The following is a 22,755-nucleotide window of genomic DNA, read 5'->3' as shown; positions in this document are numbered from 1 at the left end:
GAAGGCATTCAAGGCTTATTATTCGATGTCTTTATCCGCGATAGTTTTTCTATAGAAAAAACAAAGAACCATTTTATAATGACACCTATTTTTTCTTCATAGTATCTTATGCTGCGATTCTTATTGTTACTGTGCTGTATCTCTCTAAGTTATGCCCAATCCCCAGGCTCCTTTTCACAATCTAAGAAAATTGCAGCGCAATTATTTCAGAAACACCCACAAACCATATATTGCCAATGCAGTTATGAAGATAAAGAAGTCAATTTATCCAGTTGTGGCATGCAAGCAGCAGATTCAATCAAAAGAGCACATCGCATTGAGTGGGAGCATATTATGGCTGCCGAACACTTTGGGCAGCAATTTGCCTGTTGGCGTGAACTCATGTGCGAGGACAAACATGGAAAACCCTATAAAGGGCGACGATGTTGTGAAAAAATCGATGAACAGTTTCGCCATGTGGAAGCTGAGCTTTATAACTTGTGGCCCGAAGTATGGGTGGTGAATCAGGCGCGTTCGAACTATCGGTTTAGTGTGTTGCCTGAACAGCCCGATTATCTGGGGTGTACGATGAAAATTGATAAAAAATTGCGGCGGGCTGAGCCGCCAGATTCTGCCAAAGGAGTTGTGGAACGCGCTTATTTATTTATGGCGGAATATTATAGATTATCCTTAAGCTCATCACAAAGACAATTGTTTATGGTTTGGAATAAAACATTTCCTCCAAGTTCCTGGGAAAAACAATGGGCATTGCACGTTGCTGCAATTGAAGGATATGAAAATCCTTACATTCTCAATTGGCAAGAAAATGTATCACAAAAGATGGCTTCTCGATAAGAAGAATCACTTTGGTGTTTTTCTTATTGTGACATTAGTATCTTCCTGTAATGAGAAGACTGACGGATTATTTTCTAAGAAATCAGTAGCCCGTCTATTAACTTCCTCAGATTTTTTATCAAATTCTGTTGAGTTTTTTTTGGCACTGTCAAGTTGTTAATACGAAGGCAAATCAGGTCAAAAAGAGTTCTATTTAAAATTTTAGGCAAACCTCGCCCGCGCAACAATTTCTTGCCACTGGCTCCATGCAAAGAGCAGGTGCTTACGTTGGTTACTTGCGGCCATTTTATAACGATGAGTACCAAATAGGTTCTTATTTGTGGGTTTAATTACAGGATTGGGGCAAATGCGAATGGAAGTATAATAAACTGAGTGTGAGTAGGAAAATGTCGTTGCGTTTAAATATTAGACCCGAAGTTAGCACTTAGATATAATTTTCTCGGGAATTTAGATTAATAACAAAGAGAGAAAAAATATGTTTAAAAAACATGATTGGAACTATTATTACAACAAAATTGAATCCGCTGAGAGAGCTTATCACTCGTATAAAATAGATGATAAACATAATTTAAAGTTGATAAAAGAATGGGAAAAAAGCGTAACTGAAGCAGGATATTATCATAATAAAACAGTGACGCAAGAGGGCATCAGCAATGTATCTACAGCAAGACAACAATTTCTTGAGACTCAAAAACACCTCGTCAAGGAAGCGAAATCACGGGATCATGGTGAGTATTATGGCATGGGCCTAGGGTACGGATTGAAATAAGAATGACGCATGTCGGCTCTACGCGTTTTCGCGTGGAGTCGCACAATTTTAGGCTCCAATGTAATGGGACTTGTGTGGAGTTTAGATGATCTCTTGCGAAATAGAGCCTCTAACCTCGAGAATGGGCTGATATCTGCAATAATGATTGTATTAAGCAAAGATTGCAATAATAACCAGATGGTTTGAGGAATTGGATGCAGAACACACGTTATATGAACCTTACAGAAGCTTCTATCCTTCTTGTGCTATTAGCTAACTTCCGAAAAAACCTAATAACTTTATTAATGCGTTGGAAATATTTAATAAAGGTTTAATGGAAAAAGAGGTTCCTGACTACTTGAAAGCGTTTTTCAAGATTGTCTGTATATCCTGTGTAATAGCTTTGATTGCTGCATCGCAAAATATAAACTCAATAGATTTTCTCAGGCATGTGCACTATTTTTTACTGAGAGTTGACATAGAAGAACTATAGCGAGTTGTAGTCTTAAGAATCAAATCAATGGGGGAAAGGGAATTATTGTTGCCATTTGATTAGGCCAGTCTTTTGAAAATGATGGCATGCGATAAGGCACAGATTGAAAGGGAATGACATTCGGATAGCGTAATAAGTTATTAGTTCTTAGATAATCATAGCAGCGACAACGGATATCCAGTTGAGCAATGAAGGGAAATTTCTCATAGCTCAAAACGTTTTGAGTCAAAGTATCAACAATTTTTTCAATTGAAATTTCACCGTCTGCGCTTCTATCCCAGGCATCATAGTCCTTTAGGAAAAAATTACGAAAGGTGATTTGTAACAACAGAGGAGGTAGCAGCTCTTTGCCTGTATGAAAACAAATTACAGAGGACAAACTTTGTATTGCTTCTGTATTGAACACATAAACACTCATTATTATTCACCATGGCTATTAGTCATGTGTACTCTTAGCAATAATAGAAGTGAATGTCTCTAATTAGAGCAAAAGTATGAAATGTATCATTTTCTAATAAAGCGGCTGGTTCACCGTCCGCTGTAACAGAAAAATCAGTAATCACCCATTTTTCATCAGTATTCTGCTCTGAAATTTTTACGCTATCACCAATCTTAAAAGGAGTGGCATCAATCATTGTTTTGATAAAAGCTTGGTTCAATTCTTCTTCGCTATTAGGTAAATAATTTTTGATGTGAGTCATGCTAATTCTTATAAATCAAAATGAAGATGACCTTACAAGAGTTTTTATTTAATGTAAATATTTGGGCAGGATTGAAAGTAGATCTATTTTGTGAACGATAACTGACGCTGAACAAATTTAGAAAATCTATTAAAGAGTGGGGATAGCTGATAATAAAATGGTTAAAAAATTTATACATCCTTTCCAAATAGCAAAATTTCAACCCAAGCCTTTCATCGACTAACACATTGTTATCTACTATCTTCCTCCAGCTTTTGAGAAGATTTCCTGTGCCATCAGACCAACGATAAAGTCGATTTGAATTCCATTCACCTGCAATTTTCGCAATATTACGCAGTAGATCTTCAATGTTTCAAAAACGAAGGTTTTTTGAGAAAACGGATACCAGTAAGATTGTTAGGTATCGGAATCAAATTGAAGCAAGAACGAATTCATGAACCCATTCAATTGCCTTTATTGGATTGAATCATGAGTCTTGAGGAAGTTAACACGTTATGTGGTAGCAATTATTTTGTGGCATTATTAGCGAACAAAGAGCGCACCTAAACCATAGTATTACAGGGTGAAATTAAAAAACCTGGGAATTCATTGGTTCGTTCCAACACATTTGATTGGTTGACTTTTTGTTGAAAAGAGACCTAAACTAACCTTGAAGCGTGCCGCGCCGGTGCTATCAACACCAGCGCTGCACTAACCATAATCCTAGCTGGAACTAGAATCATGGCTAAGTACATTCTATCATATTTATTATCGGTTACAATTTAACCGGTGCTCATTTATGATGTGTGCAGGGCATGTTCTGTTGGTTAGGAATCAATAGAGCACCGCTGTCGTTTTATTGATTTCTCCCCTCAGAATATGCTCGTGCAGCGTGCGTGGTGCGTTTCCTGGAATATTTTCAGAGTGTTGTTGAAGAAAGGAACTTATCCATGGAGAAAAGCACATTCAATTGGCCGCCTCATATTTTGTTGATTGATGACAATCCATCAACTACCGTCCTTGTCCTGCGTTTGTTTCGCTATCTGGGGTATGGCGTCATGCACGCTGACAAAGCAGAAGAAATAGTAACGTTTATCCAGAAGGAGCAATTTGATTTAATCGCCATAAATCTGGCCTTTTCATGTTTAGAAAAATACTGGCTGCATCGTACCCAATACTTTAGAGAAAATATCTCCATCATTTATTATACGCCCACTATTCTCATCAATGATTTTACTCATGCTGCGAAGCAGGCGGGCAGGGATACCCGTGATGACAGCTGGATGCTTTATTCTGAATTTTTCCATTTTTTACCTTTTACATAAAAATTTAAAACATTCAACGACATTGCTCAAAGTGTTTACTGAGAAAGGCATGTACATGCTTGCTACTATTTTAAAAAGCCCAAAGGCTACAGAAACAACTATTTCTATTATCGAAACCTTTTCTAAAGTTCGCGAAATATCACGAACAATTAAAACATTACCACAGACACCCCAAAATTCTCCTAAATATCAAGAGCTAATACAAAAAACTGGTGATTTGATTTCGGATCTGATTGTTCCAGATGAATTGGAGTCATCTGAAACGGAAGCAACTATTGAGGTAAAGCTTGCTGTTGTCAAATTTAAATACACCGTTAAGAAAAGCCAAAATAACTAACGGTGTATCAGATGAATCAAATACTAGCACTTGATTATCTTATTTAGAGTCTCGATTTTATTATTGAGTTGGTGCCAATTGTCTCGATCAATGTTTTCATTCATTATTGTAACTTTAGGCCCTTCTCCAACATGGTAAGATTCATGTTGTGCTTCTTGGTATAGGTCTAGAGCGTCAAGAAGTTGTCCTTTATCTTCTTTTACTTTAGCTAATTCTATTAATGCATGCATTTTAAATTGTATGCGTGCAATTTCACAAATAGCATCTTGATCGAATGGATTAATGGGGTTTATGTAATTTCCTTTTACATTTTGTTATTATGTAAACAAATTTATCATAATAATTTCATTGTGAATAGTGTTAATCAATATGACTGTTAATAAGATCACAAAGATTATATTTTGTTCTTTGTTCTGTAGTTGGTCACAAAATATAATTTGTGATGGATAACGTACCTTATCTATCACAAATAGGGTATAATGGCGGAAAAATCAAAAAGGGACATCATGGATTTACTGGAGCATCAAAATACGAAAAATCAAAAGTTTGTGATAGATAAGATTTTCCATCCTTTAGATGTTCATTTTGATACCCATTCACTATCTGCTTGGGTGTCTTATTATTATACGGTACATGTGCAAGGGTCTCCTGCGAAAACTGAAAGTGCCAAAAAGAAAGATCTCTCAAAGTTCCTTCAATTTTTTCAATCTGAAGTAGGAAATGATTGTGTAGATAGTTGGACGCCCGCTGTTAGTAAACAATTCCAAAAAAATTTAATTAAAACTATTTCTGAAAAAACGGGAAAGCCCTATAAAGCAACCTCAATTAATCGAACTATGGCCACTATTCGGCATGTGGGACGGTGGCTTCATCAACAACGTCCTTTATTAGCGGGCGATCCCCTTACTCAAGTCAAAGATTTACAACCCGAAGTTCCCAATTGGAATGGTTTATCCTCAAGGCAGATGATGCGATTAAAATCTGCCTGTGAGCAACGTATTAAAAGTTGTACCCGTAAAAACCAAAATCCATTGATGGAAGCGGCTTTATTTTATGTGCTTATGGGAACAGGTCTTCGTGAATCAGAAGTGGTGTCTTTAAATGTGGGGCAATACCGACAGAAAGGGCTGTATGAAGTGCTACGTCATAAATCAAAACGTATTAGCCAAAAAATTCCTTTACCTCAAGAGAGTAGGGAGTATTTGGAGCAGTATTTAGAAAAACGAAATACTGTTGTTGATGAGCCTTTGTTTATTACACGGTATGGCACACGTTTACAAACCTTAGATGTATATCGGGTTTGTCAACGTTTACTAAAGCAAGCCTTGGCCTTTGTGTCTGAGGATGAAAAATTTAAATTCACCCCTCATCAGTTACGGCATACTTTTTTAAAGAAAGTCACTGATAAACATGGAGTTCATTATGCTCAGGAGCTGAGTGGAAATGTATCTATTAAAGAAATATTTCGTTACTCAAAGCCCAGTCAAGAAGAAATGCAAGAGTCTATAGAGGAGCTTTTTGCATAAAGGATGAGTTAAGAAGAGATGAAATTTTTATTCAAAAGCATTATTGTTGATAAAAAGCTAATTTTTTTAGAATTTTTCTAACTAGTATTAAAATTCACGTAGGATTTATCAGCCCCTATTCTTTGTTTGGATGCGATAAGATTTGCCGAGTCTTTTGGGAAGAAGCCGGGCATGAAGCCCAGCAGTTGATAATTAATTGTTTAATGGAGTGCTTAGTTTAAATTTTAATCTAGAACCATCTTGATGTTGTCCTAGGGTAGGGGTAATTAACAGTCCATCCTCTGTAGATTCAGAGATAAGAAGATCAAATTCGACTGAAGTACTTGCACCCTTATTGGTGTTTTCTTTCACAGCCTCTAAAGGTTGTTTAATTACATCATTTAATTTTAAGGTCATATTTTGAGTTCCTTTTCAATTATGGGAAACATTACTATTCTTGCATAAACAGAATGTACAAATCAATACCTTTATTACTATATATGGTGTATGTTAAACAAATATGCGCATATATATAGTGTTTTGATTTTCTTTCCTCGCATGAAAAGTTCGTAAAATCCTCGCCATTGGTAAAAAGAGGGTGATTCAGTCGTTTTAAAAATTGATGTCCGTGGGTATAGTGCCGTAAGGAGTATTACTGGAGCGAATATATGAAATACATAAAAAAAGCAACGAAGGAGACCTTATTGATAGGTTAGACCCTATCGTAGGTTTCTGAGAGTATACGAACTAATTCAGATAACTTCCCAAATTGTATCAATATAGTTTATGTCTAATATCTTTAAATGAGTTAATTTATTTTTCGCTGAGACTCTTATCTCCCATTGAACTTCAAATATAGTTTTTCCTTGGGAAGTAATTTCCTTCTTTACCTCATAATCATTAGACGTAGAGTCAAAAATGGATACAAAACCCTTTGGTGGAATACTAAAAAGACCTTTGTCATTTCTAAAAATGGAAGGTGAGGTTCTTACTTCCTTTACTTTTGGAACAACCTCTTCAGTATATAATTCGAATTGCATTTCAATCCGGGTTGCCCACTTTATAGTTGTTTTATTTTTTTCCAAAAACTGAGGTTGATTTATATACCAAGTATTATTTTTCCTTTTTAAAGAGCTCATTTCGGGTATCATTGATAGTTCAGTTTTAAATTTGTCCTGAATCTGCTGCGAAATGTTCTTTTTATAATAAATACACTCCCTATTTTCTTCCTCAAAAAAATATTTTGAGACCAATTGTTGATATTTTTTTATTGTAGTTTCATCCAAATGTGATGCAAGTGTATTTAAAAGTCCTATTAACTCTTCAATTTCAGAGAGGATATGAACATTTTTTCTATCTTTAATACCATCTTCAAGATGTTTTTTTAACAAACCATCATTTGTAACAAAAATAATTTTATCTACTGATTTAGGAGTATTACTAAGAAATTGAAAAAAAGTTTCGGCAATTAGTGCATCTCGAAATCCTTTTTCTTCTTTCCCGTAAGAAAAAGGAGGAAGCCTAAAACAAGCTCTTTGGATGAGTTCTTTTAAATTAACTTGAGACTCATCAATATCAATAACACTGATGTTAAATGCTTTGATTTGATCCTCTATGCATTCTTGAATCCTCTTAATTAAAAGATCTTTTGTGATATTAAGGTTATGGCCAAGTATTTGTTGCAATTTTTCTATATTTGGCCACAATTGCTCAATAGCAACTATCATTTGATAGTTTCTTTCATTTATTACGGTTTGAGGTAAATGCCAAGCTATATTAATATCATTTCTGCCGGATTCTTCTGTGATCAAATCACCTATAGCTTTTTTGCATAAATAATAAGCATCTTTTGTATAAAGCGCATTTGTATCAAGAACAATTTTAATTTCAGGAGTTTTTTTCTTCATATAATACTCAATATTCTAGATTCTTCTTTTTAGGATTTTGATTTATATATTTATATTAACGTTCGTTTGGAATTCTAAGAAGTTTACATATTTTATCTATGCTTCTTTGTTTTCCCATTATAAAACTCCCCGAGCTAATGGTTTTTTGTATTGAGGTAATTTTTTATGCCTTCCCCATTTCCGCCGATAACCCTTGTTGCTTCAAGTCCAGTATAAGCTCTCTCACGAATTAAATTTCTTTAAAATTCTGCCAGGAGCCAAAATACGAAAAATTAATTTTCCGTCTGAGGAAGTGTTAATGAACCTATTAACACTTTTCACGCCAATTTTTTTTGGAGTCAGTCAAAGAGATAATTTCAATTAAATTTTTAAGAGAGCGACTCAATTGCCTAAGTACCTTTCAATAAATTAGATAATAAATTAACTAAGAATATTTAACCATATTCGTTACCTGGCAATTTCAATATTATTAGGAATATTTTAGAGATTATTTAATAAGTTAATAAAACTCCCGTTTTTCTTCCCAGTAGAATGTTGCTAGGAAAACAAATGTGTCCCAAACACCCATATCAAAGTTACATATAGCGAGCGAGTAGTTTTTGTCTATTTAATTGATTAATAGGAAAAGTGTTTATTAAATATGTAAAATTGACTTTGGAACGTAAGATGATTATCAATTTCGTCAGTCCATAATCTATAAATAAGTTTTACTTAACGAGCACTTTGTAATATATTTTTGTGGAATTTGTGAAAAGGATGAATAGATGACAGATATCGCTATGGTTAGTGCTTTATTAGCAGCGATTGATACGACTATAAATCTTGCGAAGAGTATTAAAGAGTCAGTTCATTCATTAAAAAAAGCGGAATTAAATTTAATGATAGCCGGTTTGATTGATACACAGGCATCCCAAAAGCTTTTAGCCGCGGATTTAAAGATAGCTATTCTTGAGAAAGAGCAAAAAATTCAGAAATTGAATGAACAACTTGCATACCTTAATTCGCAAAATAAACCCCAATTTATTCATGGAAGATATAAGTTTGAAGGAGATGATGGAGTATATTGTTGCCGGTGTTGGGATGCTGATTTTAAGAAGTTTCGTGTTGTTACAAAACAATACGGGCCTAGGATAGATTATTGTGTGGCGTGTAAAACACAATATTCAGTATAATTAGACAATTGAAATCACACAATTTCATTTAAAAACACAATCCGTATCTCGATCTTATATTAAGAAAATTTAAACAATCTCGTTTCACAACTTAGATAATAAATGAGATACAAAAAAGTTACATTATCACTTTTCTTCTTCCATCATTTTTTTAGTTACTAATAAATTTATATACTTGCTTCTAAATTTTATTAAATTTTTTTCAGCTATAAATTTTTAATTGGCATGATAATTAACTTGTTGCTCTGATGAATAGGGATGTTTCATCCTTTCGGTATAATTGTGAGGGAAGTAGTAAACCTCGATTTATCTACCAGAAGAAAAATATTCGATTTAAATTTATTTAGCCAGGAACTATGCTATACTACAAATGTAGCAAAACAATACTATTGTAGGTGAAAATAATGGGAATCCCAATAAGAATTGATGAAAATATTTATTATGAGGCAAAAAAAGTTGCTGCTGCAGAATTTCGTTCTATTCCGAATCAAATAGAATATTGGGCTAAGTTGGGAAAGTGTGCCTTGGATAATCCTGATTTACCAATTGAGTTTATAAAAGATGTTTTGCTTTCTAAGCTTCAAGATAAGTCTTTAGCTGAGCCTTTTCAATTCGAGGGCGAAAGTGAGTGATATCGAAATAAGACAAATGCCAGCGTTTAAGAAGGTCTATAAAAAATTGCCAGCCTCACATAAGTCCATCGTTAATGAGGCTATACGTACAATTGTCAATAATCCTAAAATTGGAGAAGAGAAAAAAGGTGATTTAATTGGAGTATATGTGTATAAATTTAAAATTAATCATCAACAATTTCTTTTAGCTTATGAATGGGATCCAGCATTAAGGATCCTATTCGCACTGGGAGTTCATGAAAACTTCTACCGAGATCTCAAGAGAAAGTAATTCACATATTTTTAATGGTTTTTAGAAAGGGATTTAAATTTAAAATGAAAGCATTGAATTTAGCAGGACAAGAAATAATTAACGAGTCGAAAGAAACTCGTTTCAATAATAAATTAAAAATTATGAGTTTATTGAGAACGGCTATATATAGTATACAAAAAGATATTGAATTAACTACAAAAGCTATAGAGGAATCATATTATCTTCTCCAAGAATCAATTCATTGTACATTTATTTGTATCGATGGACTTGAGCCTTTGGTTTTAAATGAAATGGAAGATGCGGAAAATCACAACACATTAGATCTGATAAATGAAAAATTTTATAAAAATGCTTTTTTGCAAATATTTTGTTTGGTGACAGAAAACAACTATGAGGGTACAAATATATTGAGTTATTCAAGAGGAAAAATTAAACGCTTATTATTAGAGATATATAATGAAATATGCCTAATTGAACCATTAGAGTTTGGTAACTAAACATATATGGGATATGTTGGCTAACATGATGAGCTCTAGGAGATAGGAAAAAAGAAGAGCTTTACTCGTCTATATAAAAATGGGGAGCTATAGTTTTAATTAGGAGATAATTTTTTTGATACCTGAGAAAATTTATGTCTATGCATTTTTTTCTTTTCATTGTGTCTTTTTTGATATTCTCCTAATACTCAAATTATCCAATCTTTTTCTTTTATTATGTACAGATAAAAATCATGCCCTAGCAGAATATGCTCTCGCTGGTATGGACAATAACTTATTCGTGTCTAAATATATGTTAGAGCTGCCAAAGAAAGAAGAGATGCAAAAAATTATAGAAAAAGAGCTTAATCTTAATAAGGAATAACAAAGAAAGATATTTATCGTTGACTACATTAACAGCAGATTCAACTAGCTAATGCAACTACGCTTTAAGCTAATTGTTGTGACACATATTAGGAGTTTGAAATCCTAATGTTTTTCTAGGCCTTTCATATAGGGTAAAATGGTTGGGTATCGAGATCAAGAACTAGTAATTTTATAGAAGTGCTTCATCATCCATCACTCATTCGCTGTGGATATTAACTTCATGAATAATCAACACAAGGTCTACTCGTCGTTTCACTCCTGTGTTCCACCTTGCATTGCCCTATTCATTGCGTTAAAGCAATTGATTGCGAATGAGTGATGGATGATGAAGCAGCAACAGCGTTTAACCTTTACTCCTATCTTTAAAGGGAGCTATCGCGGTAGGTGACTATACTACCTGCCGCGATCATTAATTTCTCTAAATTTACTATATTTCGATTAATTTTTAATTCACGATTTGACAAGCTGCTATCGTGGGCGAGTTGAACGGTTCATAAGGGCCATAACTTGGGCCATAAAAATCTATAAACCCTGGGTTTGTCATAGAGACCCATTCAGGCTTTGTTCCGATTAATAATTGATTTTGATCTAAAACTTGCACATTACTAAATACTCCGTTTTGTACAATAATTTCAGTTAAATTAATACCTGTTCCACTAAAATTTAATATCATTGGCGCACCGTTAGAAAAAATATCATAGCCTAACCAATAACTGCTCGAATCTTCCCTACGTTGAACAACACAGTTATTTACACTATTATTCACATTCAAAGTTGTAGACCCACTAACGCCATTTTTGATGGCTTGAATCGTAGTCGAACCTGACGTAACTCCGGTAGCAACGCCTTTTGATAATAGTGCGTTTGAAATTGTTCCAACTGCAGTATTTGAAGAAGTCCAGGTTACTGTCCTGGTTATATTTTTAGTAGACGCATCACTGTATGTACCGGTTGCAGTAAATTTTTGATTAACGCCAATCGCAATAGAAGGATTTTGAGGTGTTACGTTAATTGAAAGAAGCGTTGCTGCAGACACGTTCAGCGATGCATTTCCACTCACATTATTAAAAGTAGCTTCTATAGTTGTTGTTCCTGCTCCCACATTGTTTAGCAAAGCTCAAAAATAAAGGGTCAGCTCGATATGTGACTCGGAATAAGTATGCTGAGCTTTATATGCAAATGAAAGACGAAATGGAACAACAATATTTTAAGGAAAAACTATAGGAACGAATGTGGAAATTAGAAGGAATCATGAATGAATTAAAAAATTACCATGATTTAAAACGAGCTCAATACAGAGGATCAGAAAACACTCAAATTCAGGCCTATTTTGCGGCTATGGCTTTGAATATCAAAAGGTTGGTATTTTTTGTCCTTTATGGAACAACTCTAATTTTTATCCAACTTTGAGCATATTTTTCAACAGGCCGTCCCGTTTATTTTCACTATTGATTAATATAAGATATAGGATATACTATATTGTATATGGTTGGAGGTTATTATGACTAAAGTTCTTATTTCAATACCCGATAAAATTGCTTCTAGAATGCGAGCTTCTATACCACAAAAGCAACGCAGTAGAGTTATTGTTCAATTAATAGAGAAGGAAATAGAAAAGCGTGAAAAAGCACTTTATGAATGTGCTGTTGCTGTTGAGCAAGATAATGAGTTAAATCATGAAATGACCGAATGGGATGTCACCCTTAAAGATGGACTAACTGATGAATCGTGGTGATATTTATTGGATTGATCTTAATCCAACAACTGGATCTGAAATTAATAAACAACGTCCTTGTGTATTAGTAGGCGCAACACCAATAAATCAGGCGCGGCATACAGTGGTGGTAGTTCCTCTTTCCACATCAGCAAAAGCTAGACCTCCCATAACAATATCAGTCTATTGTCTTAATAAACAGGTAACGGCTATTTGCGATCAAATTCGAACTGTTGATAAAAGTAGATTAAAGAGTTTCATAGGTACGCTGTCAGATGATGATTTAAATTCTCTTGATGATGGTTTGCGACAAGTATTAAGTCTATAATTGAGAGACTCTAGGGTCATATTGTAAAAATAAATTCATTGTATAGTGGATTAAATTTTGAATAAATGTTATTTAAAATCGGAATGACTTGCATCTTCGTTAACAGCGCTAATTCGTTTTAACCCTGTATTGCTGCCTAAAGCATAAAGACAAAGAAGCAGTCTTTTTTGCAAGAGCTCTCCATCTAAAATTTCTCGATTGCCTACCGAGTGAAATTGCTTGGTAAAATTAACACGAAAATCAGATTCCTTTAAAATATCGATTAAATTAATGGTTGACCAACGACGGGTTTCACCGCATATCCAGCCCAAACTGGCAATGAGATAGCTAAGCGACTTTAAGTGCCAATATTTTGTCCATATCAAACACCATACCCTGCTCTTCAATATCCTGGGTAAAATCATATTCCCCATGCAAATTGACATAATGCCAGATTAAAGTCGATCCATTGCGAATAATGGTTAGTAGTGCTTTCCTGCTTGCTTCATCCTCTAACAGAGCCAATTTTTGCGAAAGGTATAGCTCATTCCATAATACAATTGCATTCTGGATTAAGCGCTGGCAACCAACAACCATTTCTTGTTCCTCCTTGCTGCTGTATTGAATTTCCTGGTTGTTACCAAACAGAATGGCTTTTGAGAATTTATTCGATAACTCAATACGATTTAACTGTTTTTCAACAGCCTGTCGTAATTCTACATCATCAATATATCGAAGAATAAACAGACTTTTAATAATCCGTCCAAATTCCTTTATGGCGCAGTACAATGGATGTTGTTTTGAATATGAACTGAGACGCTTGAACAGTTGTGATGCCGTTGTGGCTTTAAGTTTAATCGTAACCATCAAACGCAAAATATCATCCCAATGGGTTTTAATTAAATCAGTGTCAATATAGCGATGCGGGAGTATTTTATATCCTTTGGTTTCATAGGTGCTTCTGGAGTTAAAGCTGTATAGGGTGGCTTTCTTCAGACCTTTAATTCTGGGTGCAAAATAAATCCCAAGCATGTTCAATATCCCAAAAATTGCTTCAGAATAACCATGTGTATCAGTGGAATGGATTGTGCTCTTGATCGAAAGATTATGTAATAATCCATCAGCAACATAGGCTGCTTCTCGTTCAGAACTACTGATGGACGTAGTATAAAACAGGCGGTTTAGCTCATCAATAAAGCTGTAAAGTGAAGATCCTGAGCCGCTTCCAAAGTATTTGAATGATTTATTGGCGTTCAATGACTCAACAACTACGCTGACTTTTCGTCCATCGCTGGATGTATGTAATTCACCAGGATTTTTTTGATAGATGCTGGCTAATGATAGCTTGCCGAGCAGCTCAAGAATGCATTGATTTGCTGCGTTAATATTATTAAGACTCATGTGCCAGTTTACAAAGTTTTCCAGGGCATCTTCCGTAATCCCTTTGGAGACATTGGCCATCTTGCTGATGCCTATATTGCATCCCATTCCTAAAATCGATGCATAAAATATGGATGTTTTGGGCAAGATCTTCTTGTCTTTAACGCTGTGATGGCGAAAGCAATCAAGGTAACCAGTTAACCGCTGAATATCACTCAACATTTTTAGTACCGATGTATATTTCTGATCAGCAAACAGAGAAGATACTGACTGCGTATTTATTTTTTCGACTTTGGGTGTTGCCAGCACCATTCGTCCCTTTGAATCAAATTTGATGTGAGGATTTTTGTCTGCCTTGATACGGCGATTAGTTTTATGGTATGCCCCGTGGAGCTTTTTATGAAGGGTTTCCATTAATTGATCAATGTCTGCAAAATCGAGTAACCCTGCTTCTTCCAGTAACCTGTTCCTGTTAGCCTGCCAATGTTCTTTGGGGTGTAAATAGTTTTCCAGTGACAGATAGCGATAGGCTGGCTTCAGACTGATAACACCCGCTTTTAAAGCATCAGCCGTATAAAAATACAGCAACACCTTATAAAGGGAGATCCTGAATTTACCTTCACTGGAATAAAGTGCAGCCTGTTCATTTTCAGATAAAAAGCTGACTGGCGCCTCTTTCCCCACATTACCTGTTTTGGCCTGATAGTGTTTGATGGCCACTAAAATGGCAGGAATATCCTGATTTTCCGGGATATCAAATGCAATATTGCGCAAGATATCAGCCACCCTGTTCTGTAATTTAAGGGACAAATCCTCCAATATCTGGTAATAGTTCTGTGCATTCATTTCATCAAGTGCCTGTTTTGTATATTCATCCAGTTTTGGTTCCGGTGGATAGATTTCCAGGTGCTGGTGATAGTCCTCCAGCAATTGCCTGATTTGCTGAACTTTCTCCGAATCGCTTAAAACAGGTGATGTTGCCAGCTTTTCAATTTTTTTCAGTTGAGCCTTATAGGATATTCTTGCATCTGATAATAATTGCAGGGTTTCCTTTTGCTGGTCTTTCTGTTTAAAGATCTGTTCCTTTTCATTTTTTGTAGCGGCGTTTTCTGTTGCCTTCACACAGTTGAGTAAAATATCTGCAAAATTATCCTGTCTTAACTGATATTGATGAACCAGAAAACAAATGATATGGAGATAGCGTTTATCAGGCTGAAGCTGATTAATCTGAAACAGACTGGCCTTGCGAACCCAGGTTGCATAATGCTTGACGGTGTCATTGTGCAGATTTAGTTTATCGAGCAAGGGACTAACACTGTTATAAATACTTTGGATTAGTTGAAAATCCTCGATACTTTTCTTAATCTCCTTTGGCTTTCTTGAGTGACTGATGGTTTTAAGTCTGGCAATGGTTGAAGAATCAGCATCATCTATTTTTAGAAGAGCATCCATACTGATTTTGTGACCATCGGATAATTGATCCTCAATCAAATGAATCAGATGTTTATCATAATCACTGATTATCTCTGTGATGTTCAGGGCAAATCGATTATAGCGGGGGATCTCAATACGCCTGGCTTTCAGCAGATCGAATACATCCTGTAAAATCTGTTTTGGTGGGTAGCGACGGGCAACGCGATCATGAATACTCTCCCTGAATAATGTTTTCGCCTCTTCATCAAAGGGTTTTATCGCCAGATATTCACGAATTATCTGTTTGTGGTAATTAAACGTCCGCTGATTATATTTTTTTAGTTGCACTTCATTGTTGTCAAAGCCGTATAGCTGGCATATGGCCTTGAGATCAGATTCATAAAACTGTCTTGGTTGGTAGAATCGCGCTCCTACCAGGCAATACCCAAACAATAAAATAAATCCAGCTTTATTGGTGACGCTATCCACGCTTTTCAGCCAGACGGCTAACTCTGGTGGTAAACAAAAATATTTATTTTGTTCATCAGGGGAAAAATTTGGCGGACTATTAAAAATAATTTGTTCTGCAGGGGTCATTATTTCAAGCTTTGCCATTAAGGTACATCCGGGACATCAAATTTAATTCTTTTAACGCTCGTTTTATTAGGCGATAAATTATATCATTAAGGTGCATTATAAACGATTAACAATATGATGGTGTTATATGTGCAAAATACCTTAATACAAAACCCAGTGAAAATTAGGTGGCATTAGCATGATTTATGGATATGTTCGGGTGAGTACTCAGGATCAAAGTGTTGAAAGTCAGAAAAACAGCATTAGTCGTTTCTGCATTGAGCAAAAACTCATGGTTGACGAATGGATTGAATTAGAGATGTCCTCCCGTAAGTCTACTAAGTTACGTCGTATCGATGAGTTGTTAGATAAATTATCACCTGATGATGTGGTTATTGCCTCTGAATTATCAAGGCTTGGTCGATCAATAAAAGAAACGTTGAATACTATAGAAATAATTATTCATGATAAAATGTCCAGGTTGATACTTATCAAACAAAATCTGGATTTAAATCCTAATGCCAAGAATAATGTGGCAAATAAAGTGCTCATCACGATCTTTTCAATGTTGGCTGAATTGGAGCGAGATTTTATTTCAGAACGAACCAAGGAAGGGTTACGCGCACGAGTTGCTAAAGGTATTAAGCTTGGTAAACCGAAAGGGATAATACAAGCCTCAATGTACGATAAAGACAAAGATAAAATTTTACATCTATATCAACTGGGTGTTCCTATTCAAAAGATTATTGCAACACACTTAGGCTATGGCAAGTATTTATCACTAAAAGCTTTTATCAATAAATGCAGGGATTTTTCATGAATCAAAATTTAATCGACTCAATATGTTTTGAGAAAGCTAATCTTCAACACGAAAAAATTATATTTGACTGGCTTAGCTTACCCCATATACAAGATTTTTGGGATAACAGCAAAGAACATAAAGATGACATACTCAACTTTATCTATGGACGTAAGCAACACTATTTTTACGGTACCACTAAATATTGGGTAGGGTTTGTTAATAATGAGCCATTTGCTTTTCTGCTAAGCGACGAAATATTAGAGTCACAAAATGATGTAACTGATCTTCATAAATATTATTTATCAAAAGATGGGCATACCGTCTCTCTTGATTTTGGCATAGGGAATAGGGATTTTTTAGGAAGAGGATTGGCTGCACCAACCTTGAAGAAATTTACTGCATTCTACCACAATCAGATCGATAATCTGGCTGATACTTTTTTCATTGATCCTGATGAAAACAATCCTAGAGCTAAGCATGTTTATGAGCAAGCTGGATTCGAACCAGTAGGTGAATACTCGATGCAAGGCGGTTTTTTTACAGGCCATAAAACTCATTTAATGGTAATGAAATTACCAAAGAGAACTTAATATGGAAAAGAACATTACTGGTATCAATTACACTCAATTCTTGGATGATCTTAAGACGAAAGTTGCTGCAAGTCAGTACAGAGCGGCTCTGAGTGTAAATAAAGAACTTATTCTGCTTTACCATCATATTGGAACAGAAATTATCAATTCTCAGAAGCAACATGGGTGGGGGGCTAAAATTATTACGCAGCTAAGTCGTGATTTACGTAGTGAATTTCCAGAAATGAAAGGGTTTAGTCCGCAAAACCTAAAGTATATGCGACGTTTCGCTGAAGAATATAACCTAGATGAAATTGGTCAACAAGCTATTGACCAATTACCCTGGGGGCATAACATTACACTGATGTATGAAGTGCCAGATAAAAAGGAAAGAGAATTCTACATCCAAAAAGCAAAAGAATACAGCTGGTCTCGAAATGTATTATCAATGCAAATTGAATCCGATTTATATAAACGAGAAGGGAAAGCTATTACTAACTTTAACAAAAAATTATCATCTCCTCATTCTGATCTTGCACAAGCAACACTTCGAAACCCATATTTATTTGATTTTTTAAGTTTAGGGAAAGATGCTCATGAAAGAGAAGTAGAAAAAGGATTGGTTGCTCATATTGAACGATTTTTGCTTGAACTTGGAGAAGGCTTTGCTTTTCTGGGACGTCAATACCATCTTCAAATTGAAGATCAAGATTTTTATATCGACTTGTTGTTTTACCACATCAAGTTAAGGGCATTTGTTGTGATTGATTTAAAATCAGGTAAGTTTAAACCAGAATACGCCGGTAAAATGAATTTCTATTTATCAGCTGTAGATGATTTGTTACGCCAACCAGGGGACAACCCTTCTATAGGGTTAATTTTATGTCGTTCAAAAGTTGGGGTTGTTGCTGAGTATGCTCTTCGCGATATGACTAAACCAATTGGACTTGCAGAGTATAAACTTACTGAGTCATTGCCTAATGATATTAAGACTGCATTACCCACAATAGAGCAGATAGAAGAAGAGTTGTCGAAAGACTTTACAGAAAATGAATAAAATCTCAACCCCTCATATCATTGGTATTAGTGGAAACATGGGCGCTGGAAAAACAACACTTACCCTAGAATTAGCCAGTTATTTACATAGTCCTTTTATATCTTGGGATGATTTTGATGAGATCTCAAATGGACCTGAAGATTATATCGATTGGTACAAAAGGGGAGAAAATTACACTGAATGGGACTATCCAAAATTAGCTGAAGTTCTTAAAGTCCTTAAATCTGGGGAAGCAGTTATTCATCCAGTAAAGAATAGTGTTGTTAATCCCAAGCAATATATCATTTTTGATGCACCTTTAGGACGTTTTCACCAGCAGACTGGCATCTATATTGATACTTGGATTCATATTAATGTGCCATTAGATGTATCTTTGTGTCGCTGGGTACTTAGAAACTATAAAAATACTGATAAAACTAAAGAAGATCTTTTAGACGAGTTAGAATTTTACTTAAGTGAATCAAGACCTTTATTTGAAGATCGTGAGTTTAAGAGTAAAGCCGATTTCATTATAAATGGTATGGATTCAACAAAACACCAAGTTGAATTAATTAGAGAATATTTGGGAATTTAGAGAACAGATTAAAGTTCATTGCCAGTTTGGGCTGGATATGCGGTAAAACCCAAGAAGGGACGTTGTTTGATTTGTACCAACAAATGAAACACTACATTAAACGAAATGCCGATAGAGAATTATTTCATTTAGAACCAATTCAGGAAGAACAAAGTGTTCTCGAAACCGAACCGATGGAATAACAACACATTAAGGATGCATCATGAAATGGATTAAACTGGTGTTCAAACCCTTTATCTGGATTTCCAACAATCTTGATTCAAAAGATGAAGAATCATCTCATTTTAATCCATGCAGAAAAGATGACACCCGAATTAACCCGGCCACAGGTCTTCCTATGAGAGGCGCTTTTGATAGTTCGGGAAATACCTTAGGTTCTAGTTCATCAAGTTGGAATAATGATTACGGTCGAAGTCACTCATCCTATTCCAGCTTTAATTCTTTTAACAATCGTTTTTAAATGTTTTATGAAGTCATTGACGCTCTCAGACCATGATAAAGAATTGATTCGATTAATTGATGCTCAAGCCAAACAGCTGATGGAAAGAAATGCGCCTGATCATGTCATCGTAACCACATTAATGGATTTTATTCCAGATGTACGGTGCATGGTTAATGCAACATGCGAAAAGCAATTGGATTTGTATTGTAGAGAATATCCGCATTTCAATTATTTTCTTCAATTAATTAGCCAAGAAGTAATTTAAGATGGATTAACACAAATAGGTTTACACGTATTATGTCTTCTCATTCAATAAAAATGCTCTTTATTTTGCAAGAGGAAGTTGCCCGTTTAGGTAATGCCAGCGATTACGAGCTCTTCATTTTAAAAAGTCATATCGAACAGATAATTTATACCAAACGAAAGCTTGAAAGCTTAACCTCCCAAATTTCTGTTGGCTCAAGCTTACTCTATTTCGATGCCCAACTTTTAAAAGAAGATATCCTTTTAGTCACCGAATTAGGAGCGCTTATTAAAGGAATTCGCCAATCGGATAAACAAAGTATTTGTGTTGAGCCACAATCGTTTAATTTTGATCACAAGACAACCATCTCATTAATTGCAGAAAAGAGAACACGTATACACGATGAGTGGAAGCTTCCTTCCTATCATAGAGTTATTGTTGACTGTCACTCTTATGTTTTAAAGGGGTACTTTATCAAATACAACCATAATGGGTGCAAATTAAAATTGCTTGGCGGTGAAACAGTGAAGCTGCCTGCAAGCGCTCTATTCTACGAGCCTACCAAAGACGATTTGAAGGATTTTATGCGCATTGAACAAGATCCTCATCATCAAAATCTGGAGTATGAAAGGACACTCAAAGCAGTGCGAAGTAAAATAGGGCAACTAGACCCTTCTAATAATCCTATAGATTATCGAAAACTGCTTCGATTCATGACCGGAAGAGGATATCTGCTCCATTATATTGAAAAAGCCATTGAAGAAACTTATGGAAAGAGGCAAGAAAAATTTCATTGTTAGTGGAGACATTATATGTGCGAAATAAATGTATACTATAAGTTTTTTCCAGAAACTTCATTGTGGTAATTTTTAATGGCTCTACGCAATACCTCTACAACGGGAACGGCTAAGGATTCAGCATCTGCTCTGAGCATATCCATATAAAACTTTTCAATAGTACACATGTATCGCGTCATTTTTGTCCTTTCTACGGAAGCAACTAAACCCCTTTGGTATGCGCCTCAATCGTCCTCTGATGGTGTTTGGGTACCTTTTTCCACGCGGACACATTAGACTGAGCGACTCCTAGAAATTCAGCAAGCTTTCTTTGACTTCCAAACCATGCAATAGCCTCGCTTTTTTCCATTGATACAACCTTAATTTATACAAAAGCGTTGCAGTATACAGATTGTACCCTGTAAAAAGAAGGATATTAAAAAAGATTATTTGTGTTCACAATTCAATCAGGCAACACGAAGCCGATAATTGAAGACAATAAAAGACCTAGAAAAACACTAGGCTTTAAAACTCCTAATATGTTATTTTTGCCGCTGACAACTAGTTAAATAGTGGTTGCATTAGCGAGTTGAATCCGCGTCACAGGCAACGGTATTAGGTCTGATTATACGATTAATCAGACCTATTAAAATGTTATTTGGGCGTGGCTCCTTCCCTATTCCTAGTTTTTTCAGATTAATCAGTTTTAATGAAGATAATTGCTTCCTTCACTAAAATTGATACGACTTGTGAATCAAACATAGGATTTTGAATTAAAATAGATACTGTTCGCCAAGAAACAGAACGCCGATTTAACTGAAGAATAAGCCCTTTGATACAAATCAATAAGTTATGGTGAAGACGCGGGAAAATTGAACCCGTTACCAAAGGTTTTGATAATTTCATGAAATACTATAAAAGACTAAGAAAAACCATGTTGATTCTGGACTATCGCCTGTTTTCCAAAATACACAAGATGTCTTTCTTGGTGTGCAATTGTCTACGTATGGTGTCGTATTGGTGCCGATAATTAGAACATAGATACTGTTTGTTTAATTGTTAATGCATTATGATTTAATATTCGGCTCACATATACAATTAATAAAAGGATATTTTATGATGAAGGGAATATTTTTTTCAATTATATTAACCCTACAATTAATTGTAGGCTGTGTTCCTAGATCATTAGAACCAAATGCGAAAAAGGTGATGATTATCTATAATCGAAGTACTAAAATGGCCAACTCATGTGAGTTTTTAGGGAAAATATCTAATAGCGATGTGCATGGAAAAAAACTTCAATTCACGCTTGGTTTAGAAAAAAATCTAAAAACCGATGACCTAAATTTTCTTAAAAATGAAGGAGCAAAATTAGGAGCCAACCTGGTTGTATTTGAAGAGCATCATACATCAATAGAAAGGTACCGCTCTCAACCTGGTCATATAACCGACATTAGTATACATGCTATTTATGCTAAGGCTTATCGATGTCCTCCTAATTTACTCAAAAACATGGAACAATTGAATGAATATCATCAGGCATATAAAAATCCAGTGATCACTAAAAATAATTAATTATTGAACTAAAACATAATTCATTGATGGAGTAATGGAATAGCAATAAGTCGATGTATCTTTTAAAAAGCATCTGTAGATATATAACCGCATTAAAAATAATGCTCTGCAATGAATTAATTTAATGAAACCTTTTAAACTTTATAAAGACTGATATCCTCTTTTAGATGTTTAACAATATCATCTAAATGATGAATAAATGTCATCATCTCTTCTATGCCAGTAGAAAAAGTTGCGGTAACACGATTAATTTCATTCATACTTTCAACGATTTGCTCAATTCCAACTGCTTCTTGCCTAATAGATACCTCAATGTGTTGGCTTGAAATGGATGCTTCATTGATCATTTTACTTAGCGCATGAATAACGTCGCCTGCTTTCTCAATAAGCTTAATTCCTGAATCAAGAGTGTTAGCTCCTTCCTCGGTGACGATAACCGCTTTTTCAGTGCTACGTCGTATGTCCTCAAGAATTTTTTGCACCTGCACCGTGGACTGTTCTGATTGCTCTGCTAGGTTTCTTACTTCAGTTGCCACTGCGGCAAAACCTTTACCAGATTCTCCTGCTTTTGATGCTT

Annotated in this window: 31 protein-coding genes and 2 pseudogenes; 21 read left to right on the top strand and 12 right to left on the bottom strand. The window is 35.1% G+C overall.

Annotated features, from left to right (window positions below):
* Positions 1-108: 108 nt before the first annotated feature.
* Together A8O27_RS16335 and A8O27_RS16330 are read left to right on the top strand one after the other, a co-directional pair.
* The gene (locus A8O27_RS16335) at positions 109-834 is read left to right on the top strand and encodes an endonuclease (protein ID WP_058460983.1); all 726 of its coding nucleotides are present in this window, start codon (positions 109-111) and stop codon (positions 832-834) included.
* A gap of 475 nt (positions 835-1,309) precedes the next feature.
* Positions 1,310-1,603 carry a hypothetical protein gene (locus A8O27_RS16330; protein ID WP_058460984.1) on the top strand — a complete coding sequence of 98 codons (294 nt, stop codon included), beginning with the start codon at positions 1,310-1,312 and terminating at the stop codon, positions 1,601-1,603.
* Positions 1,604-1,913: 310 nt separating this feature from the next.
* Here A8O27_RS16330 and A8O27_RS19165 read toward each other — a convergent pair whose 3' ends face one another.
* The 3 genes from A8O27_RS19165 to A8O27_RS16320 form a co-directional block, all read right to left on the bottom strand.
* Complete coding sequence (locus A8O27_RS19165) at positions 1,914-2,003, bottom strand: GIY-YIG nuclease family protein (protein WP_235810603.1); 90 nt, start codon at positions 2,001-2,003, stop codon at positions 1,914-1,916.
* A 91-nt stretch (positions 2,004-2,094) separates the two neighbouring features.
* Positions 2,095-2,493, bottom strand: a complete 399-nt coding sequence (locus A8O27_RS16325) for a hypothetical protein (protein WP_058460985.1) — start codon at positions 2,491-2,493, stop codon at positions 2,095-2,097.
* A gap of 34 nt (positions 2,494-2,527) precedes the next feature.
* Entirely contained in the window at positions 2,528-2,776 is a 249-nt protein-coding gene (locus tag A8O27_RS16320; RefSeq protein ID WP_058460986.1) for a hypothetical protein, read from the bottom strand.
* A 929-nt stretch (positions 2,777-3,705) separates the two neighbouring features.
* Between A8O27_RS16320 and A8O27_RS16315 the strand changes: the two genes are divergently transcribed.
* From A8O27_RS16315 to A8O27_RS16300, 3 genes are all read left to right on the top strand, one after another.
* Positions 3,706-4,080, top strand: coding sequence for a response regulator (locus A8O27_RS16315; RefSeq protein WP_064115126.1), 375 nt, complete (start codon positions 3,706-3,708; stop codon positions 4,078-4,080).
* A 55-nt stretch (positions 4,081-4,135) separates the two neighbouring features.
* Positions 4,136-4,417 (top strand): DNA-binding protein, encoded by a 282-nt coding sequence (locus A8O27_RS16310; RefSeq protein ID WP_082642509.1) that lies wholly within the window; start codon positions 4,136-4,138, stop codon positions 4,415-4,417.
* A 506-nt stretch (positions 4,418-4,923) separates the two neighbouring features.
* The gene (locus tag A8O27_RS16300) at positions 4,924-5,943 is read left to right on the top strand and encodes a tyrosine-type recombinase/integrase (protein WP_058461009.1); all 1,020 of its coding nucleotides are present in this window, start codon (positions 4,924-4,926) and stop codon (positions 5,941-5,943) included.
* A 192-nt stretch (positions 5,944-6,135) separates the two neighbouring features.
* Here A8O27_RS16300 and A8O27_RS16295 read toward each other — a convergent pair whose 3' ends face one another.
* Both A8O27_RS16295 and A8O27_RS16290 read right to left on the bottom strand, forming a co-directional pair.
* Positions 6,136-6,339 (bottom strand): hypothetical protein, encoded by a 204-nt coding sequence (locus tag A8O27_RS16295; RefSeq protein WP_058460990.1) that lies wholly within the window; start codon positions 6,337-6,339, stop codon positions 6,136-6,138.
* A 335-nt stretch (positions 6,340-6,674) separates the two neighbouring features.
* Complete coding sequence (locus A8O27_RS16290) at positions 6,675-7,829, bottom strand: PIN domain-containing protein (protein ID WP_058460991.1); 1,155 nt, start codon at positions 7,827-7,829, stop codon at positions 6,675-6,677.
* Between the two features lie 764 nt (positions 7,830-8,593).
* On the opposite strand from A8O27_RS16290, the gene A8O27_RS16285 reads away from it, so the two are divergent.
* The 5 genes from A8O27_RS16285 to A8O27_RS16265 all read left to right on the top strand — a co-directional run bounded on the left by A8O27_RS16285 (position 8,594) and on the right by A8O27_RS16265 (position 10,747).
* On the top strand, positions 8,594-9,001 hold the full coding sequence (locus A8O27_RS16285) for a hypothetical protein (RefSeq protein WP_058460992.1): 408 nt from the start codon (positions 8,594-8,596) through the stop codon (positions 8,999-9,001).
* Positions 9,002-9,405: 404 nt separating this feature from the next.
* A complete protein-coding gene (locus A8O27_RS16280; protein ID WP_058460993.1) occupies positions 9,406-9,633 on the top strand; it encodes a TA system antitoxin ParD family protein in 228 nt (75 codons plus the stop codon).
* Positions 9,626-9,904: a type II toxin-antitoxin system RelE/ParE family toxin gene (locus tag A8O27_RS16275; RefSeq protein WP_202972307.1), complete on the top strand. Its 279-nt coding sequence runs from the start codon at positions 9,626-9,628 to the stop codon at positions 9,902-9,904. The genes A8O27_RS16280 and A8O27_RS16275 overlap by 8 nt, the downstream gene beginning before the upstream one ends.
* Before the next feature lie 44 nt (positions 9,905-9,948).
* Positions 9,949-10,383, top strand: a complete 435-nt coding sequence (locus A8O27_RS16270; RefSeq protein WP_131744492.1) for a hypothetical protein — start codon at positions 9,949-9,951, stop codon at positions 10,381-10,383.
* Between the two features lie 115 nt (positions 10,384-10,498).
* Positions 10,499-10,747, top strand: a complete 249-nt coding sequence (locus A8O27_RS16265; protein ID WP_058460995.1) for a PDDEXK nuclease domain-containing protein — start codon at positions 10,499-10,501, stop codon at positions 10,745-10,747.
* A 447-nt stretch (positions 10,748-11,194) separates the two neighbouring features.
* On the opposite strand, the gene A8O27_RS16260 is transcribed toward A8O27_RS16265, so the two are convergent.
* A complete protein-coding gene (locus tag A8O27_RS16260; protein WP_082642508.1) occupies positions 11,195-11,863 on the bottom strand; it encodes an Ig-like domain-containing protein in 669 nt (222 codons plus the stop codon).
* Positions 11,864-11,940: 77 nt separating this feature from the next.
* Here A8O27_RS16260 and A8O27_RS16255 point away from each other — a divergent pair.
* The 3 genes and pseudogenes from A8O27_RS16255 to A8O27_RS16245 all read left to right on the top strand — a co-directional run.
* Positions 11,941-12,129: pseudogene (locus A8O27_RS16255) on the top strand (transposase); the annotation flags it as partial.
* 121 nt (positions 12,130-12,250) lie between these two features.
* Positions 12,251-12,484 carry a DUF8778 family protein gene (locus A8O27_RS16250; protein WP_058460998.1) on the top strand — a complete coding sequence of 78 codons (234 nt, stop codon included), beginning with the start codon at positions 12,251-12,253 and terminating at the stop codon, positions 12,482-12,484.
* Complete coding sequence (locus A8O27_RS16245; protein WP_058460999.1) at positions 12,471-12,791, top strand: type II toxin-antitoxin system PemK/MazF family toxin; 321 nt, start codon at positions 12,471-12,473, stop codon at positions 12,789-12,791. Before A8O27_RS16250 ends, A8O27_RS16245 begins: the two co-directional genes overlap by 14 nt.
* A 68-nt stretch (positions 12,792-12,859) precedes the next feature.
* On the opposite strand, the pseudogene A8O27_RS16240 reads toward A8O27_RS16245, so the two are convergent.
* Positions 12,860-13,081: pseudogene (locus tag A8O27_RS16240) on the bottom strand (Tn3 family transposase); the annotation flags it as partial.
* 37 nt (positions 13,082-13,118) lie between these two features.
* Positions 13,119-16,178, bottom strand: a complete 3,060-nt coding sequence (locus A8O27_RS18600; RefSeq protein WP_058461001.1) for a Tn3 family transposase — start codon at positions 16,176-16,178, stop codon at positions 13,119-13,121.
* 160 nt (positions 16,179-16,338) lie between these two features.
* Between A8O27_RS18600 and A8O27_RS16230 the strand changes: the two genes are divergently transcribed.
* From A8O27_RS16230 to A8O27_RS16200, 7 genes are all read left to right on the top strand, one after another.
* Positions 16,339-16,959 carry a recombinase family protein gene (locus tag A8O27_RS16230; RefSeq protein ID WP_058461002.1) on the top strand — a complete coding sequence of 207 codons (621 nt, stop codon included), beginning with the start codon at positions 16,339-16,341 and terminating at the stop codon, positions 16,957-16,959.
* A complete protein-coding gene (locus tag A8O27_RS16225) occupies positions 16,956-17,531 on the top strand; it encodes a GNAT family N-acetyltransferase (protein WP_058461003.1) in 576 nt (191 codons plus the stop codon). The genes A8O27_RS16230 and A8O27_RS16225 overlap by 4 nt, the downstream gene beginning before the upstream one ends.
* Position 17,532: 1 nt before the next feature.
* Complete coding sequence (locus A8O27_RS16220) at positions 17,533-18,567, top strand: PDDEXK nuclease domain-containing protein (RefSeq protein WP_058461004.1); 1,035 nt, start codon at positions 17,533-17,535, stop codon at positions 18,565-18,567.
* Positions 18,560-19,141: a nucleoside/nucleotide kinase family protein gene (locus A8O27_RS16215; RefSeq protein ID WP_058461005.1), complete on the top strand. Its 582-nt coding sequence runs from the start codon at positions 18,560-18,562 to the stop codon at positions 19,139-19,141. The genes A8O27_RS16220 and A8O27_RS16215 overlap by 8 nt, the downstream gene beginning before the upstream one ends.
* Positions 19,142-19,343: 202 nt before the next feature.
* A complete protein-coding gene (gene traS, locus A8O27_RS18830) occupies positions 19,344-19,601 on the top strand; it encodes a conjugative transfer entry exclusion protein TraS (RefSeq protein ID WP_035749192.1) in 258 nt (85 codons plus the stop codon).
* 7 nt (positions 19,602-19,608) lie between these two features.
* Complete coding sequence (locus A8O27_RS16205) at positions 19,609-19,848, top strand: hypothetical protein (RefSeq protein ID WP_035749195.1); 240 nt, start codon at positions 19,609-19,611, stop codon at positions 19,846-19,848.
* A 32-nt stretch (positions 19,849-19,880) separates the two neighbouring features.
* Positions 19,881-20,627, top strand: coding sequence for a regulatory protein RecX (locus A8O27_RS16200; RefSeq protein WP_012187534.1), 747 nt, complete (start codon positions 19,881-19,883; stop codon positions 20,625-20,627).
* Between the two features lie 32 nt (positions 20,628-20,659).
* Here A8O27_RS16200 and A8O27_RS18825 read toward each other — a convergent pair whose 3' ends face one another.
* The 3 genes from A8O27_RS18825 to A8O27_RS16195 form a co-directional block, all read right to left on the bottom strand.
* Positions 20,660-20,803, bottom strand: a complete 144-nt coding sequence (locus A8O27_RS18825) for a hypothetical protein (RefSeq protein WP_154669252.1) — start codon at positions 20,801-20,803, stop codon at positions 20,660-20,662.
* 23 nt (positions 20,804-20,826) lie between these two features.
* Positions 20,827-20,973, bottom strand: coding sequence for a Cro/CI family transcriptional regulator (locus A8O27_RS18595; RefSeq protein WP_019350396.1), 147 nt, complete (start codon positions 20,971-20,973; stop codon positions 20,827-20,829).
* Positions 20,974-21,299: 326 nt separating this feature from the next.
* Complete coding sequence (locus tag A8O27_RS16195) at positions 21,300-21,509, bottom strand: hypothetical protein (RefSeq protein WP_019350397.1); 210 nt, start codon at positions 21,507-21,509, stop codon at positions 21,300-21,302.
* 210 nt (positions 21,510-21,719) lie between these two features.
* Here A8O27_RS16195 and A8O27_RS16190 point away from each other — a divergent pair, with 210 nt between their 5' ends.
* Positions 21,720-22,178: a DUF4156 domain-containing protein gene (locus tag A8O27_RS16190; protein WP_019350398.1), complete on the top strand. Its 459-nt coding sequence runs from the start codon at positions 21,720-21,722 to the stop codon at positions 22,176-22,178.
* Between the two features lie 134 nt (positions 22,179-22,312).
* Here the strand turns inward: A8O27_RS16190 and A8O27_RS16185 are convergent.
* Positions 22,313-22,755: methyl-accepting chemotaxis protein (locus A8O27_RS16185; RefSeq protein WP_259293097.1), on the bottom strand; the 443-nt coding region annotated here is incomplete at its 5' end.

Origin of the sequence: Legionella bozemanae (assembly GCF_001648595.1) — a bacterium.
Taxonomy (GTDB): Bacteria; Pseudomonadota; Gammaproteobacteria; order Legionellales; family Legionellaceae; genus Legionella; species Legionella bozemanae.
Note: the sequence above shows the minus strand (reverse complement) of the source record. Positions and strands in the feature narration are given on the sequence as shown.